The sequence below is a fragment of the Acinetobacter sp. Colony158 genome, from assembly GCF_019264745.1.
Taxonomy (GTDB): Bacteria; Pseudomonadota; Gammaproteobacteria; order Pseudomonadales; family Moraxellaceae; genus Acinetobacter; species Acinetobacter ursingii.
Map to the genome: position 1 here is coordinate 2581628 of NZ_CP078523.1, position 16133 is coordinate 2597760.

Annotated in this window: 13 protein-coding genes; 5 read left to right on the top strand and 8 right to left on the bottom strand. The window is 37.5% G+C overall.

Annotated elements, in window-relative coordinates; genetic code table 11:
• A partial coding sequence (locus tag JR005_RS14900) for a hypothetical protein (RefSeq protein ID WP_228731804.1) occupies positions 1 to 66 on the bottom strand: 66 nt, incomplete at its 3' end.
• A gap of 131 nt (positions 67 to 197) precedes the next feature.
• Positions 198 to 1580, bottom strand: a complete 1383-nt coding sequence (gene ahcY, locus JR005_RS10440) for an adenosylhomocysteinase (protein ID WP_218665006.1) — start codon at positions 1578 to 1580, stop codon at positions 198 to 200.
• 253 nt (positions 1581 to 1833) lie between these two features.
• Between ahcY and JR005_RS10445 the strand changes: the two genes are divergently transcribed.
• The 3 genes from JR005_RS10445 to JR005_RS10455 all read left to right on the top strand — a co-directional run bounded on the left by JR005_RS10445 (position 1834) and on the right by JR005_RS10455 (position 5762).
• Entirely contained in the window at positions 1834 to 2376 is a 543-nt protein-coding gene (locus JR005_RS10445) for a cysteine peptidase family C39 domain-containing protein (protein WP_151833419.1), read from the top strand.
• Between the two features lie 173 nt (positions 2377 to 2549).
• Positions 2550 to 3515: a DUF4424 family protein gene (locus JR005_RS10450; RefSeq protein WP_151839169.1), complete on the top strand. Its 966-nt coding sequence runs from the start codon at positions 2550 to 2552 to the stop codon at positions 3513 to 3515.
• Between the two features lie 300 nt (positions 3516 to 3815).
• Complete coding sequence (locus JR005_RS10455) at positions 3816 to 5762, top strand: oleate hydratase (protein WP_218665007.1); 1947 nt, start codon at positions 3816 to 3818, stop codon at positions 5760 to 5762.
• Positions 5763 to 5815: 53 nt separating this feature from the next.
• Here JR005_RS10455 and proP read toward each other — a convergent pair whose 3' ends face one another.
• Positions 5816 to 7297 carry a glycine betaine/L-proline transporter ProP gene (gene proP / locus JR005_RS10460; RefSeq protein WP_151839155.1) on the bottom strand — a complete coding sequence of 494 codons (1482 nt, stop codon included), beginning with the start codon at positions 7295 to 7297 and terminating at the stop codon, positions 5816 to 5818.
• A gap of 531 nt (positions 7298 to 7828) precedes the next feature.
• Between proP and JR005_RS10465 the strand changes: the two genes are divergently transcribed.
• On the top strand, positions 7829 to 8881 hold the full coding sequence (locus tag JR005_RS10465; RefSeq protein WP_151839154.1) for a diguanylate cyclase: 1053 nt from the start codon (positions 7829 to 7831) through the stop codon (positions 8879 to 8881).
• 29 nt (positions 8882 to 8910) lie between these two features.
• Here the strand turns inward: JR005_RS10465 and JR005_RS10470 are convergent, their stop codons facing one another.
• From JR005_RS10470 to JR005_RS10490, 5 genes are all read right to left on the bottom strand, one after another.
• Entirely contained in the window at positions 8911 to 9300 is a 390-nt protein-coding gene (locus JR005_RS10470) for a carboxymuconolactone decarboxylase family protein (RefSeq protein WP_004988292.1), read from the bottom strand.
• Between the two features lie 80 nt (positions 9301 to 9380).
• Positions 9381 to 11867, bottom strand: coding sequence for an acyl-CoA dehydrogenase (locus JR005_RS10475; protein WP_151839153.1), 2487 nt, complete (start codon positions 11865 to 11867; stop codon positions 9381 to 9383).
• 603 nt (positions 11868 to 12470) lie between these two features.
• The gene (gene trmB, locus JR005_RS10480; RefSeq protein ID WP_004998345.1) at positions 12471 to 13187 is read right to left on the bottom strand and encodes a tRNA (guanosine(46)-N7)-methyltransferase TrmB; all 717 of its coding nucleotides are present in this window, start codon (positions 13185 to 13187) and stop codon (positions 12471 to 12473) included.
• Positions 13188 to 13286: 99 nt separating this feature from the next.
• A complete protein-coding gene (locus JR005_RS10485) occupies positions 13287 to 15215 on the bottom strand; it encodes an ATP-binding protein (RefSeq protein ID WP_151839152.1) in 1929 nt (642 codons plus the stop codon).
• Positions 15161 to 15868 (bottom strand): response regulator, encoded by a 708-nt coding sequence (locus JR005_RS10490; protein WP_151839151.1) that lies wholly within the window; start codon positions 15866 to 15868, stop codon positions 15161 to 15163. Before JR005_RS10490 ends, JR005_RS10485 begins: the two co-directional genes overlap by 55 nt.
• A gap of 171 nt (positions 15869 to 16039) precedes the next feature.
• Here JR005_RS10490 and JR005_RS15290 point away from each other — a divergent pair.
• Positions 16040 to 16133 (top strand): ESPR domain-containing protein (locus tag JR005_RS15290; protein ID WP_218665831.1); only part of this gene is annotated, 94 nt, incomplete at its 3' end.

Genomic DNA, 16133 nt, shown 5'->3' on the forward strand with positions numbered 1-16133 from the left:
CTTTTCCGCACCAGCATCAGTTTTTGGCGGGAAAAATTCAAAAGAAATAGGAACACGTTTCGTCATTTCAAATCCTTTTTTATTTCTTTTCACCTCTCCTAAATCCTCTCCTGAGAGGAGAGGACTTTTTGATATTCATTCGGGTAATGAATATTCCCTCTCCCTTAGGGAGAAGGTTAGGGAGAGGAAATTAAAACTTAGTATTTATAAGCGTCAGATTTGAATGGACCTTCAACAGGAACGCCCAAGTAATCTGCTTGTACTTGAGTCAGTTGAGTCAATACACCACCAAAACCAAGCACCATTGCAGCAGCTACTTCTTCATCTAATTTTTTAGGAAGCACTTCGACACGAATCGCCGCTTGTTTTTGATCAGATGGTAAGTCAGCAAATTTTTCAGCAAATAAATGCATTTGACCTAATACTTGGTTTGCAAAAGAACCATCCATAACACGTGATGGGTGACCTGTTGCATTGCCAAGATTGACTAGACGACCTTCAGAAAGCAGGATCAAGTAATTGCTTTCGTCTTCTGAACGATACACTTGGTGGACTTGAGGTTTGACTTCAACCCATTTGTAACCACGTAAATACGCTGTGTCGATTTCTGTATCAAAGTGACCGATATTACACACTACAGCACCAGCTTTTAAGCTATCTAACATTGCAGAATCACAGACGTGATAGTTACCTGTTGTGGTCACAACAAGATCAGTATTGCCTAACAAGTCTTGGTTGATGTCTTCTTTCTTACCTGTTTGCACGCCATTTTTGTATGGAGATACAACTTCGTAACCATCCATGCAGGCTTGCATTGCACAAATCGGATCAACTTCAGTGACGCGAACGATCATGCCTTCCTGACGTAACGATTGAGCAGAACCTTTACCCACGTCACCATAACCGATCACCAGCGCACGACGACCAGAAAGCAACATATCCGTTGCACGTTTAATCGCATCATTTAATGAATGACGGCAACCGTATTTGTTGTCATTTTTAGATTTCGTGATCGAATCATTGACGTTGATTGCAGGAACTTTAAGCGAACCATCTTTCCACATTTCAAGTAGACGTTGTACGCCTGTGGTGGTTTCTTCGGTAATACCGTGAATCTTTTCTAAAAGTGCAGGGTATTTTTCGTGAACAAGTGCAGTTAAATCACCGCCATCGTCCAAGATCATGTTGGCATCCCAAGGCTGACCATTGACATTGATCTGTTGTTCTAAACACCATACATATTCTTCTTCAGTTTCACCTTTCCAAGCGAAAACAGGAACACCACTTGCAGCGATTGCAGCGGCAGCATGGTCTTGAGTAGAGAAGATGTTACAAGATGTCCAACGAACTTCAGCGCCAAGTTCAACCAAAGTTTCAATCAAAACCGCAGTTTGGATTGTCATGTGGATACAACCTAAGATTTTTGCGCCAGCAAGAGGTTTTGCTGCTGAATAACGTTTACGCAAACCGATCAAAGCTGGCATTTCTGCTTCAGCAAGTTTGATCTCTTTACGACCGTAGTCCGCTAGGGAAATATCAGCAACTTTATAATCTGTAAATGAAGCATTAACCGCGTTCATCACGATCTCCTTTTTTTAAAAACAAATATTGATCATTCAGTTCGCGGATGCCGTTATTCTGTGAAGCGTGATTACTGAGTTTTCAGCTGCTTCAGACGTCGAGCCTAGCGATTTCACATGATTATTTTTAAAAATCAGCTTGTGAAAAAGTCGCAGCATCCCTCGACTGGTGGCGCTATTGTACTGATAAATTGTTACAGTGCCAACGCTGTTTTGTGTATGATTCGAATAAATGTAATGCGAGTTCAATGTGATGGCGCTAGAAATTCCAGAGTCCTTAGTCAACCTTGAAGCCAACTGTGGCATTTTTGCACTGTGGATGTTATTTCAACATCATGGCGTTGAAATGGATATTTCGGAATTGATACAGGCTACTCAACATGATCAAGAATATGGCACGTTTACCATTGCTTTAGCGGTTGCATTAAAAAAATTTGGTTTTGATGTGTCTTTCTATACAGATCCTGATCCTTATATCGATGACAGTGAACGTTTAATTTATCAACAAGCTCAAGCTTTAAATATACCTATACTTTCGGCGCTCACTTATTCTGAAATTCAAGGGGCAATTGAAAATCGACAGATGGTCATTGTTTCTTATGACACTTTGGATGGTGTAGGCAATCAGTCCTTAGTTTATTCGATGGATGAACAGGAAATTTGTTTCTTTGACAGTTTTGATCCGATGCCAGCTTTTTTATTTGAACAGCAACGTGATGCAGAGGGAATTTGTAGACAAGTAATTTTAATTAATGATCAAGAGCTAAAGTTAATGCAATCTACAAAATTCAGTTAGAGTTAGAAGAGACAAAAACAGAATTTTTGAAATATGGCATGTCAATCAAAAGCAATAGAATTTCTTTTAAGTTCCTTTTACTTTGCCTTAATGAGTAAAAATAAAAGAATTAAATAATGCTAAAAGAAGTTTCATAATGTAGATAATTTAAATAAAGTAGAGAGATTATCATAATGATTAAAAAAATAACATGTCTTGGTTTGATTGGTATTTTTACTGTTCCTATTTTATATGCAAATGATTCAACGGGATATGTTGCAACGGGTGGAGTCGCTTATATTAGAAATCCGAACATCAGTATGCAAAAAGAAAATCTATTTATCAGTAAAAAACAAGTTCGTGTTGAATATGAGTTTAAAAATCTAAGGTCTCATAATATTCAGGAAAACATTTTATTTCCTTTGCCTAAAGTTGGGAATTCACGTGAAAGTGATTTTGCTGATACAGATGCTTTTATTAATAGTTTTAAAGTAAAAGTCAATCAAAGACCTATCAATGCATCGGTGCATGTGCGAGCTTTTTTGCCCGCGTTGAACCAAAAAGGTGAGATAGATTGGACGAAAGATTCGATTGATGTGACTCAAGAATTAAAACAATGTGGCTTGAGCGATCAAGAGTTGATGAATCCGTGGACACAGAAAATCAGTGATGAGGTGTTAAATCAACGTATTTTCCGCTGCCAACAGCCTAAAGTGCAAAAACTAATTAAACCCTATCATCCAGAGGATTCCATTTATTGGGAGGCACAAGTTATTTATAGCTGGCAACAAGTCTTTAAAGCCAATAGTGTGACGCATGTTGTGCATCAATATCGGCCTTTGGTCGGTGGTTCGGTCTATCTTGATGATGGAATAGCAAAAGATCACTGTGTCAACCAGAGCTTTAAAAATGCACTCAACAAAATGCCAAATAAAAATCCACCTTATATGGGGCTGAGTTATATTTTAAAAACAGGAGCAAACTGGGCGAAACCGATTGGAAATTTTAACATGATCATTGAGCGAGATAAAAATGAATTGATTTCACTCTGCTGGAAAGGAAATATACAAAAAATAAATGCAACTCAATTTAAAATCTCAGAGAAAAATTTTAAACCGACAGAGGATGTAAATATTATTTTTGTACCATTATTAAGATAAGAAAATAATATTATTCACTTAACGTGAAAATTTTAGAAGAAATAGAATAGACTTCTTTCATCATTGTTTAAACGCTGTTTATTTTTTTCCATAGGGAAAAATAATAAGAACTTATGCAAGAAGCCTAATATATCTTTAAAATCACTTTATTGAAAAAATAGACTAAATCAATAGAATTTGAGAGACAGTCGGATCAAATACAAAGTTAATACAGAACTTGGCTAAAAATAGTGACGGATATGATCATACTAATAGGCTCATAAATAACATATTTCAGATAATAAATCCGAAGAGGAACTCATGAGTAAAATTACTTCAAAATTTGATAAGGTTCTCAATACATCACAATTCCATGGAAAGATGGTTCACGAGCCAGACTCGAGTACGGAAACTTATCAAAACTCAGCTGATATCACGACACCACCAGCCGACTATATCGGTAATTATCAAAGAAATCGCAGCATTGGTTCTGACCAATATCAAAACAGTAAAATTTATATTGTTGGGAGTGGTATCGCAGGATTATCAGCAGCTTATTATTTCATTCGCGACGCACAAATACCCGCATCGAATATCATTTTCATAGAACAACTCCATGTTGATGGCGGTTCATTGGATGGTGCAGGTAATGCCCAAGATGGTTTCCTGATTCGTGGTGGTCGTGAGATGGAATTTGCCTATGAAAATATCTGGAATATTTTTCAGGACATTCCTGCATTAGAGTTGCCAGAACCTTTTAGTGTGCTGGATGAATATCGTTTACTCAATGATAATGATCCCAACTTTTCCAAAGCACGATTGATCCATCAACAAGGTCAGGTGCAGGATTTTAATAAGTTTGGTTTATCTAAGAAAGATCAACTTGCGATTGTCAAATTACTTCTCACCAAAAAAGAAGATCTGGACAATACCAGTATTGAAGAATATTTCAGTAGCGAATTTTTAGCATCGAACTTTTGGACTTTATGGCGAACCATGTTTGCTTTTGAAAACTGGCACAGCCTACTCGAATGCAAACTTTATATGCATCGTTTTTTACATCAACTTGATGGTTTTAAAGATATGACTGCATTGGTATTTCCAAAATATAACCAACACGATACCTTTGTTAAACCCTTAGGGCAATACTTAAAGAAAAAGGGCGTTACTCTTCAGTTGAATACTTTGGTTAAAGATGTAGAGATTGAGCAAAAAGGGCAGAATAGTTTTGCAAAATCATTATTAATAGAAAAAGATGGCAAAGAACAAAAAATTGATCTGACTGAAAATGATTTTGTGGTGATTACTACAGGTTCAATGACGGAAGATACTTCGTATGGTAACAATACGACTGCGGCAATGAGTAAAGTGGACAATAGTACCAGTGGTCAAAGTGCAGGCTGGTTACTCTGGAAAAACTTGGCAAAGAAATCTCCAGTATTTGGCAAACCTGAGAAGTTTTGTAGCAACATTGAAAAATCGTCTTGGTTGTCCGTTACTTTGACGTGTAAACCGTCAGCTTTTGTTGAAAAACTGAAAGAATACGCGGTTAATGATCCGTACTCTGGTAAAACGGTTACTGGAGGAATTATTACAATTACAGATTCAAACTGGTTGATGAGCTTTACCTGTAACCGTCAGCCGCATTTCCCTGAGCAGCCCGATGATGTATTAGTGCTTTGGGTTTATGCGTTATTTATGGACAAACAAGGCAACTATGTTAAAAAGACCATGCCAGAATGTACAGGTAATGAAATACTGGCAGAGTTGTGTTATCACTTGGGAATTCTTGATCAACTAGACAATGTTATCGAAAACACCATCACCCGTATTTCCTTTATGCCATATATTACTTCAATGTTTATGCCACGTGCTCAAGGTGATCGTCCACGTGTAGTGCCTGAAGGATATAAAAATTTGGCCGTGGTGGGGCAGTTTGTAGAAACCAATAATGATGTCGTTTTTACTATTGAAAGTTCAGCTCGAACAGGACGTTTAGCTGTTTATAAACTTCTTAATATTGATAAACAAGTGCCAGATCTTTCGCCTTTGCAATATGATATTCGCCACCTAATTAAAGGTGCAAAAACCTTAAATGACGGTGGGCCATTTCCAGGTGAACGTTTACTCAGACATGTGTTGAAAGGCACTTATTATGAACATATTTTGCCAAAAGATGCAGCGCAGCCTGAAACCGAATCATTTTTATCTGAACAGTTTGGACATTTTAAAGACTGGATCAGTTCTATAAAAGAAAAAGTGAAATAGGTCAGATAAAACAAGACCCTAATCAGGGTCTTGTTTTTTTATAGGAGAAAAAGCTAATCAATATCTGGATGCTGTTTGGCGAGATGATCTCGTTTTTCCTGTAATTCTTCAATTTTTTGATCAATCTGCTCAATCTTCTGTTCTATATTTTCATGATATTGTTCCAGTAATTCTTCCGCCTCTTCGCAATCAGCTGCCATTGGCGTTGCACCTTTAAGGGGCAAGTTGGCTGTTTCTTTGAGGTAAAATGCAGTCATAATTCCAAATACTCCGCATAACATTAAATAGTAAGCTGGAACCATAATATTTTGCGTAGTTTCAACCAACGTGGCGGTAACGGTTGGTGTTAAACCTGCAATCACCACCGAAATATTAAATGCAATGGCAAGCGCACTATAACGGATTTCGGTAGGAAATAGGGCAGGCAAGGTGGATGCCATCACACCAATCAGCATATTGAGCGAAAGTGCCAAAATTAAAAGGCCTAGAAAAATTAAGTAGACATTATTGCTATCAAGTAAAAGAAAGGCAGGATAAGAAAATAAAACCAGTGCAATACTGCCTGCAAATATAAAAGGACGACGGCCAATTTTGTCACTGAACATCCCAACAAAGGGTTGAACAAAAAGCATTCCGACCATAACGGCAATAATGATCAATACCCCATGATCTTCTGAATAGCCTAAGTTATGCGAAAAATAACTAGGTAAATAAGTAAGTAGCATGTAATAGGTGACATTAGTACAAATGACCAGACCAACACAGACCAATAAACTACGCTTATGTTCGCTCAATATTTGCTTGAAACCAATTTTTTTAGGTATTTTTGAATCTGATTGATTTTCAGTATGTGCTTGAAAGGTAGGGGTTTCATCAAGAGATTGACGTAAATACAGTCCTATTAAGCCCAAAGGTAAAGCTAGATAAAAGGGAATTCTCCAACCCCATTCCATAAAGGCAGTTTCACCCACAGAAAAACTGATTAAGGAAACAACCCCTGCACCTACCACGAAACCTAAGATTGAACCAAAATCGAGCCAACTTCCCATGAAGCCGCGTTTCCGATCGGGAGAATACTCAGCGACAAAAATGGCTGCCCCTGCATACTCACCCCCAACTGAGAAACCTTGCGCAATTTTAACAATCAACAATAAGATCGGTGCCCAAATCCCAATACTTTCAAAAGATGGAATCAAACCGATACCAAACGTACTCACAGACATGATAATAATGGTAATGGCTAAAACTTTTTGTCGTCCGTACTTATCCCCTAAGCGACCAAAGAATATTCCTCCTAACGGTCTAAAAATAAAAGGAATAGAGAAAGTTGCAAGCGCAGCAATCATCTGCACACTGGGGGATGAGTTGGGGAAAAATACTTTACCCAGTACATAGGCAACATAGCCATATACACCAAAATCGAACCATTCAATTGCATTACCAAGTGCGGCAGCCTTAATCGCTTTTTTGGTTTTTTCATAATCAACAATTTCAACATCATCTATTTCAAGAGGTTTTATTTTTCTTTTGGACATAGTGGCTTATTTCCTGAGTAATCACAATTTGATGTGGTTTTACGAGCTTTAGCAATTCAACTGCAATTTACGTTAACAATTCATAAAGATCATCTTTTCAAAATCACGTTAGAAATACACAAAACCATAAGAGTTGTATGTGTATTTTTTTAAATGATTAAATATCAGAGAATTATAATTTTAGAATGATCTTTAAATTTATGTGTTGCGTGATCATGAAGAAAATGTGTGCCTATGATGTAAATATGTAATTTGATGCGAAAATTTAAATAATAGCGCTCAATTTTAGAAATATGAAATAGGAATTATTCTAAACCACCATGAATAGCAAAAAAGTGTCGCAATATGTCAGTTCTTATTTTTTGTTGTAAATAAATATTCTTTAATTAAAATTTTTTTAAAAAAATTGGTATATATATACATTATTTTATGAATAAAATATGGTTAGAATCATGTGGTTGACGTACCGTTGGATAGGCGGCTTAGCAATAAGCAATTCGTTTTATCATTGAATAGAAAGCCATAATGACCATGCCATATATAAAAACGGATGAAGCAATATTACTTGAACGCAGCAAGCGATATGTTCATCGTATTTTTTTAATGCGGCAAACGGGAACTATTCTGTGTTTTCTATCCATTTCTTCAGTTCTTTATTATTTAAATTACTCTTTATTTGTATATATCTTACTGGGTATTAATGCCTTTGTTTGGCCCACAGTGGCTTATTTATATGCTAAAAGCAAACAAGATGCGGTGAAAACTACAAATATGAGTTTAGTGGTCGATGCTGCTTTAGGGGGGATTTGGGTTGCCGTGATGGGGATTAGTCCTTTTCCATCATTAATTATGGTCGCGATTTTAATTTCAGATCGTTATGCCGCAGGCGGTTGGGTCATTTTAAAACCCTCTCTAATTGCTATGCTAGTCAGTTGTTTGGTCATGTGGGTATTGTTAGGTTTTCATGTGAATGTCGATTTTGATAGTCGCATTGTCTGGTGTTCACTACCTTTAGCAACGCTCTATATTATGTTTTTAAGCGTCTTAACCCGAAACCTTGCTGTGCAGTTAATCCATAAAAATCGAGAATTTGAGCGTATTGCCCTCATGGATCCGCGTTTGCATATTCCCAACCGCCGTTTGTTTGAGCAGCGCCTTTCTTCAATTTTTATCCAGACTCAGAGAAATGGAACGCATGCACATTTGATGTTGCTAGATGTCGATGACTTTAAATATATTAACGACACTTATGGACATGAGGCAGGGGATTACTTTTTAGCCGAAATTTCCAGTATTTTAAGGCATTTTATTGGTCCTAAAGATACCCCAGCTCGTTTTGGTGGCGATGAACTTGCCATTATTGTGGTAGATCGAAGCAACGATGAAATTTTAATACTTGCTGAAAATATTGCAGCTTGTATCAAGAATATCCGATTACAAAGTGATGAGCATTTTTCTGCAAGTATTAGCATCGGAATTGCATCTGTAGAGACTGCACAAACAGTCTCTGAATGGTTTGGTCTGGCCGATAAAGCGCTCTATTATGTCAAACGCAATGGCCGAGATGGAATCCAGATTTATTAGCAATAAACATATGTATTCGTAAATCTGATTTAAGTTTGATTATTTTGATATTCCTGAATCACTTCTAAGGCTGCGCGAAATGCTTCTTGGGCTGCTGGCGCACCGCAATAAGGCAAACTATGCAACAGTGTTTCTTGTATTTCCTCAATGCTGCAACCATTATTTAATGCGCCGCGTACATGGCCTTTTAGTTCTGTAGGTGCTTTAAGTGCGGTTAACATGGCAAGGGTAATCAGTGAGCGATACTTACGAGGTAGTACACCTTCACGTTGCCATGTAGATCCCCAAGCATGTTCATTAATCCAGTTTTGCAGGGGGGCTGTGAACGGTACGGTATTGTCCTGAGCACGTTTAACAAATGATTCGCCCATCACTTCAGTTCGAACTTTTAAACCATTTTCATAATCTTGTTGTGACATCATCTTTCCTATAATTTGCAAAAAATAAAAGCGTCCGTAAACGCTTTTATCACATTATCAAAGTGGCTGAAAGACTCAAATTAATCCAGAGTTGCTTCACCTGTAATAGGCATATGTGGATTTTCAAGCTCAAGATCATGATTGAGTTCCATGTCAAAAATATCAGTGAGCATACTGTCATAACGTTTAGCGTTATAAACGATCAAACTTTGAGCTTCTGCTTCAGTTATAAAGTTCGTCGCAACAGCATCTGTAATATGCTCTTCAAAAGTTAAACCTTTAAACTGATCTTTAGATTCTGCTTTTTTGAATTTATGCCAAAGTGGTTCAATTTGTAAGAGCATTTGAAATGCTGATTCCATACGACCTGTCACATCGTTGGCATCCTGAGAATAATACACATGTTTTTTCAGTTGCTCACGGAATGGATTTTCCTGCATGATCAGTTCTGCAACTTGTTGTTTGAGTTCATCGCTTGGTTTAGCAAGAGGTCGTCCAAGTGGGAAACAAACAAACTTAACCAGTGCTGCACCCAGCTTAATTGGGAAATTTTCAAACAAGCCATAAAATGCTTCTTGCACTTGATAAAGCGATTTCTCTAGGGCTAATTTTGCATGTAATTGCTCTGCTTCAGATTTGGTGCCGTTGGCATAAAATTTTAAAATAGAAGAGGCAATAAACAGATAAGCATGAATATCGGCTAAACGCCCAGATAACATTTCTTTGCGTTTGATATCACCTGCTAGTAAACCCAATGACATATCTGCGGTTAAAGCCAAGTTGGCACTGAGGCGGTTGATGATTTTATAATAAGGCTGAGTAAAATCATCTGACATTACAGGCGCGTCATTTGAGCCACCAGTAAAACCATAGGCAAATGAACGTGCTCCACGATTAAAGGTATAACCTAAGTGTTTAAATAAAATTTCGTGAAATTGTTTGAGTGCGCTTGGTTTATCATCGGATTGCAATAATTGCAATTCTTCAAATAAATAAGGATGACAACGCATAGAACCTTGACCAAAAATCATCAATGAACGGGTCAGGATATTTGCACCTTCAACTGTAATTGCGACAGGAATTGCCTGATAAGACAGCGCTAAGAAGTTACGTGGTCCAAGCTGAATTGCACGTCCTCCTACAACATCCATCCCATGATTCACGACTTTACGCATTGTCTCGGTGGCATAATATTTGGCCATCGCGGTCATCACCGCAGGTGTGCCGCCTTGATTCAGTCCACACGTGACCAAATAGCGAAACGACTCTAACATGTAAGCATCACTGGCGATGTCACTGGTCGCTTCTTGTACGCCTTCAAATTTACCGACAGGAAGTTTGAATTGTTCACGAACTTTGGCAAATGCACCCACAGTTAAATAAGACATTTCACCTGCTGCGGTAGAGAGTGCTGGTAAGGAAATACCGCGACCCACGCCTAAACATTCCATCAACATGCGCCAGCCTTTACCTGCATTTTTCGGGCCGCCAATAATGTAGTCAATTGGAATAAATACATCCCGACCTTCCACGGTTCCATTCATGAATGGAGAGCCAGGATAATGTCTTGGGCCAACCTCAACGCCTTCATGATTTGCAGGAATCAAGGCGCAAGTAATACCGTATTCTGTTTTAGATGTATCACCAAGTAAACCATCAGGGTCATAGAGTTTAAAAGCTAAACCCACCACAGTTGCTATTGGAGCAAGGGTAATCCAACGTTTAGAAAAGTTCATGCGAAGGCCTAGGACTTCCTGACCTTCAAATTCGCCGTAACACACCACACCTGTATCTGGAATTGCACCTGCATCAGACCCAGCTTCTGGACTAGTTAAACCAAAACATGGAATCTCAGTGCCCGCAGCTAAACCCGGCAAATAACGCTGCTTCTGTTCATCTGTCCCATAATGCATGAGTAACTCACCCGGTCCCAAAGAGTTAGGAACCATACAACTCACCGCTGTGGTCAGTGAGCGAGAGGCGATTTTACTCATGATGCGACTTTGTGCAAAAGAACTAAACTCTTTGCCGCCATAAGATTTTGGAATAATCAGGCTTAAAAAGCCTTTATCTTTAATAAACTGCCATACATGTTCAGGCAGGTCTTTGGTTTGATGATGAATTTCCCATTCATCCAGCATGCTACATAACTGTTCAGCTTCGTTGTCAATAAAAGCTTGTTCTTCTTCTGATAACTGCGGAAATGGATACGCATTAAAAGTGTCCCAGTTGGGCGCTCCCATAAATAACTCTTTTTCCCACCAACTTGTACCTGCTTCAAGCGCTTCCTGTTCAGTGGTACTAATACTAGGCATAGAATTGCCTAAGCTATTAAATGCGGGTTTCGTAATCAAATTAAAACGGAGAGGATCAATTAAGACCACTAAACTGAGAAGGATTAGAGGGATACCTAATAATAGTGACCAAGCTGTAAAAATAAATGCGGAAGCAATCGCCACAACAATAGTCACGATACTACCCACAGTTCTGGATAGGCTAAAATAGAAAACAGCCCAAATGGCAAAAAGCTGTACCAAAATAGCAACGATGAACAGGAAAAAAGTCATACTTACTCCTTGGGTAGTTGCATTTTATATCAAATCAATGCGTTAAAAGTGATGGAAAAGTTCTTAACTTTTTGACTTAAATCAATGATGTATCAGTATCTATACAAGAGAAATCTTTATAAAATGAATAGCTTAATTTCCCTGTTTTTTGATAAAGCTAAAAAGTTGTTTTTTGTTCTTCTTATAAATAGTTTATTTTTTCTATTTTTCGCATAACAGTTAGGTTATTGATTTGTCACAAAAGGTTATTGAAAAATAAAATCTATATTTCGATGTATTCGCGTAAAAATGATTCAAAGTCATACAATTCAAAATACGTAAATTTTGTGATGTTTCAATTAAATTTAATGTGTAGGCTTATTTTTATAAATTATTTTTATTTTTCCCTAAGGGAGAAAAGTAAAAAGGTTAAATAAGGATAAAGAAGTCTCATATAACATCTTACTCGTTACTAAAAGTGATGAAATAGCATGGATAAGTTGTTATACATGAATCAGTGATGTTGGATAGATCCTAAGACATTGAATTGTTATTTGTCTCTTTGAGGTTATGTTTTATCATTGAAGTTAAGCACTTATTTTATCAAATAAGTGCTCAACATTTTTACTGAACTTTTTTGAAAATAAAGTCATTAATTTTATGACCTGATTCTAAACCGCGACGTTCAAACTTAGTTTGAGGTCTCCAATCTGGACGTGGATAACTATTGCCTTTACCCGCCAGATTTTCAAGATTTTCTCTATGATCTAAAACTTCCAGCATCCACTCAGCATAAGGTTCCCAGTCAGTTGCGGCATGAAATGTACCGCCAATTTCAAGCTTTTGTTCCACCAGTTGCATACGTTCATGGATAACGAAACGACGTTTGAAATGGCGCTTTTTTTGCCACGGATCTGGGAAATAAAGCTGAACACAATTAATACTATCATCTGGCATTTCACGAAGGACTTGAATCGCGTCGGCATCCAGTACCCGAAGATTTGTGAGTCCCGCCATACCTGCTTCATAGACGCATTGTGCAATACCCGGTACATGCACCTCAATACCCACATAATTACGTTCAGGATTGGCTTTAGCCATGAGAACTAATGAACGCCCCATTCCAAAACCGATTTCAACAGTCAATGGACGTTCAGGGTGTTCAAAATGCTGACGTAAATCCCCCACTGGATATTCCAAAATTAAATGCTGATATTGTTCTAATGCGGTACGTTGTGATGTATTTAAGGGCGCAGAACGGCGCATAAACGTCACAATTTCACGATGCTCAGGCAAATTATCCAGTTCAGTAATTTGCACTTCTAACTGATCAGTCGACATAATTTGGGTAGGACTCAAAAATCTGAATGCCGTATTTTAAAGGCTTAATAGTTGAAGTCAAACCTAATCTGGCAATTACTGTCTGGTAAATCAAAACTTTTAAAGTTTGACCCGAATCAGGGTTTGTCCCATTTCTGAATGTATTTCAAATGTTCCGCCTATACGATTGACCCTAACTTGCATACTTTGTAAGCCGACATGTAAACCTTGTTGGACTGTACTTGGGTCAAATCCAACACCATTATCTTCAATTTCAAGGATTAGTTGTTGATACTCCTGAAATAAACTGACTTTAACCAACGTTGCATGGCTATGTTTAATGATATTAGTTAAAGCCTCTTCTACCACGCGAGCAAGCGTCAAGCACTGTAAAGCAGTCGGCTCTTTTAGCCATTGTTCTGCTAACTGCCAATCAGATTCAACTTCAAGCTCTTCAAAAAGCTGTACAAAACGTCGTCGTATCGAGGAAGCCCAAATCACTGGAGTTTCTGGTACTTTTGCGCCAATCGTAGACCCACTGTCGATGACTTGACGTAAGTCATTACGCAATAGTTTTAAAATAGATAAAACATGCTGTTTATCAATCTTGTCTTGTTTATCCACTAAAATCATAGAACGTACCAAAGACCCACCCAAACCATCATGCAGTTCATGAGATAAATTGAGTCGTTCTTGTAGACGCATATTTTCGATTTCAAGTTGATGTTTTTTATCTAAAGAATTTTTTAAATCGGCGCTCACTCGTTCTACGCTTTGTGTCAATGTTTGATTAAATTCTTCAATATGATTAACATTTTGTGCGATCCGCCAAGCCAATATCATAGAAATCGCTAAAGCAGTTAACGGTGCTGCAAAAGGGGTAATATAAGTATGTTCAGTATTTTGGGTCAAAATCAGATAAACGTCATGGATATTGATCCCAATAAAACCAAGTAAAATTAGGGCAAGGAAACGAATGTCTGCTTTAGGGGTTTTATAAGCAATCCATTGATAAAAAAAACAACATCCTAAAAATACAATGATCGCAAATAAAAATAAGCTAAACAAAACGATTCCTAAATACGCAGGTGAAACAATAAATAAAACGATGACGCTAACTAAGCCTATCAGCCATAATATTTTTTCAGTCTTGTTATATTTTTTTCCAGCAAATCGCCATGTGTAAATCGTAAAAGAAATTACATAGCCCACCAGAAACAACATATTAATTCTGGCAAGTTGCAAAGTATGAAAAAATGGATAAGTCTCCGTTGTTAAAATATTGCTGATAAAAAGTCCCCATAATAACGACGCCAAAGCAAACCAACCAAAAGTTGAATCTTTTCTGCGTAACAACCACACTAGAAAAGCAATCGCTCCAAGTGTTAGGGAAATAACTAAATTAATGAAATACAGCGTGCGATGTTCAAATACATATTTTGAATTTTGTTCAATAATGGCATGTGGAGTACCAATATAAACGTTGCCTAACCCGGGACTTTGTGTAGCGACTGCTATCACCCGAATAAGGATTTCGTTTTGACCTTGTTTTAGCTCAGAATTAGGTAATACCCAGTAACGTGGCATATTCCAACTACGACTTAAAGGTTCGACTAAATTTTTATCGCGCCAAATTAAATGTTGATTTAAATAGACTTCTCCTGCCATATTGATGCTGTCAATATTTAAGGCAAGTGGTTCAGTCTGAGAAGTTTGACAGGCTTTTGACCATAAAATGCGATACCAAACTATACCAGAATAATTTTTCCAACGATTTTCCCAAAAATCAGGTAATTTTACCGTTTGCCAATTAGTAAGTTTATTTATATTGGTAATCTGAGTGTCTGGAGAGGTTTGAACCGCTTGAATTGTGCTAATTTTTACCTGACAGTTATGATCTTTGGGAATCAACACCAATTCATCAAGGGAAGAGGCGGCATAAAGCGGTGAATGGCTACTAACTAAAATCAATACAAAGCAAATAAAAAACAATCTTAATCGAGTAAACCAAGTGATCTTGCAGTATCGACTGCTTTGATGCGTGTACATACTGCAAGTTTCCGATAAATGTGCTTGATATGAGACTCAACGGTATAACGTGACAAATTAATCTGGCTGGCAATTTCTTTATTACTTAAACCTTGGGCAACCAGTAATAATATTTCATGTTCACGTTTGGAAAGTAAAGCCTCATCTATCTCATTTTCAATATTTTTTTTCTCAGCTTGCTCATGAGATAAAGGAAGTTGTTTTAAAATTTGACGAGCGATAAAAGGATCGATAGGCGCTCCTCCACGCAAAATACTGCGGATAGATAATGCAACTTCAATATCATCGCGTTCTTTTAGAACATAACCCGTTGCTCCAGCCATTAGGGCATTCAAAATAGCATCCTCAGTGCTCCATGCTGAGATCACTAAAATCGCGATGGTGGGATCATATATTTTTAGTTGTTTAATAAACTCTATACCATTGCCATCAGGTAAACCCAAATCAACCAGAGCCAAAGATGCAGAATGTTGTTTCAGTTGCTCATGAGCCTGAGCGAGCGTTTGGGCAAAAATAAGATTTTCTGGTAAATAGCCAATCCCTAATAATATTTCTTTTAGTCGTTTTTGTATGAGTGGTTCATCCTCAACCACAATCACAGGTACAGGTAAAACCAAGTCTGGATCCAGCATTACATTACTCAAAAGCTTCATATCTTCCCCTAATTTGCCGTTATTTTTTTAGTTTTTATATCCCTGAGATTGGGGATTTTCCGATGAGTAACCAAAATATCACTAATTTCAGGGATATCGCAAAACTTATGAGCATGATCAAATAATAAATACATAAATTTTAATCATAAAATAATCGGCGGGGATGGACATATGAACAAGATTTTTAAACTGATCTGGAATAAATCACTTGGACAGATGACGGTGGTTTCGGAAAATGCTAAAAGTGCAGGGAAAAAGGAGATTA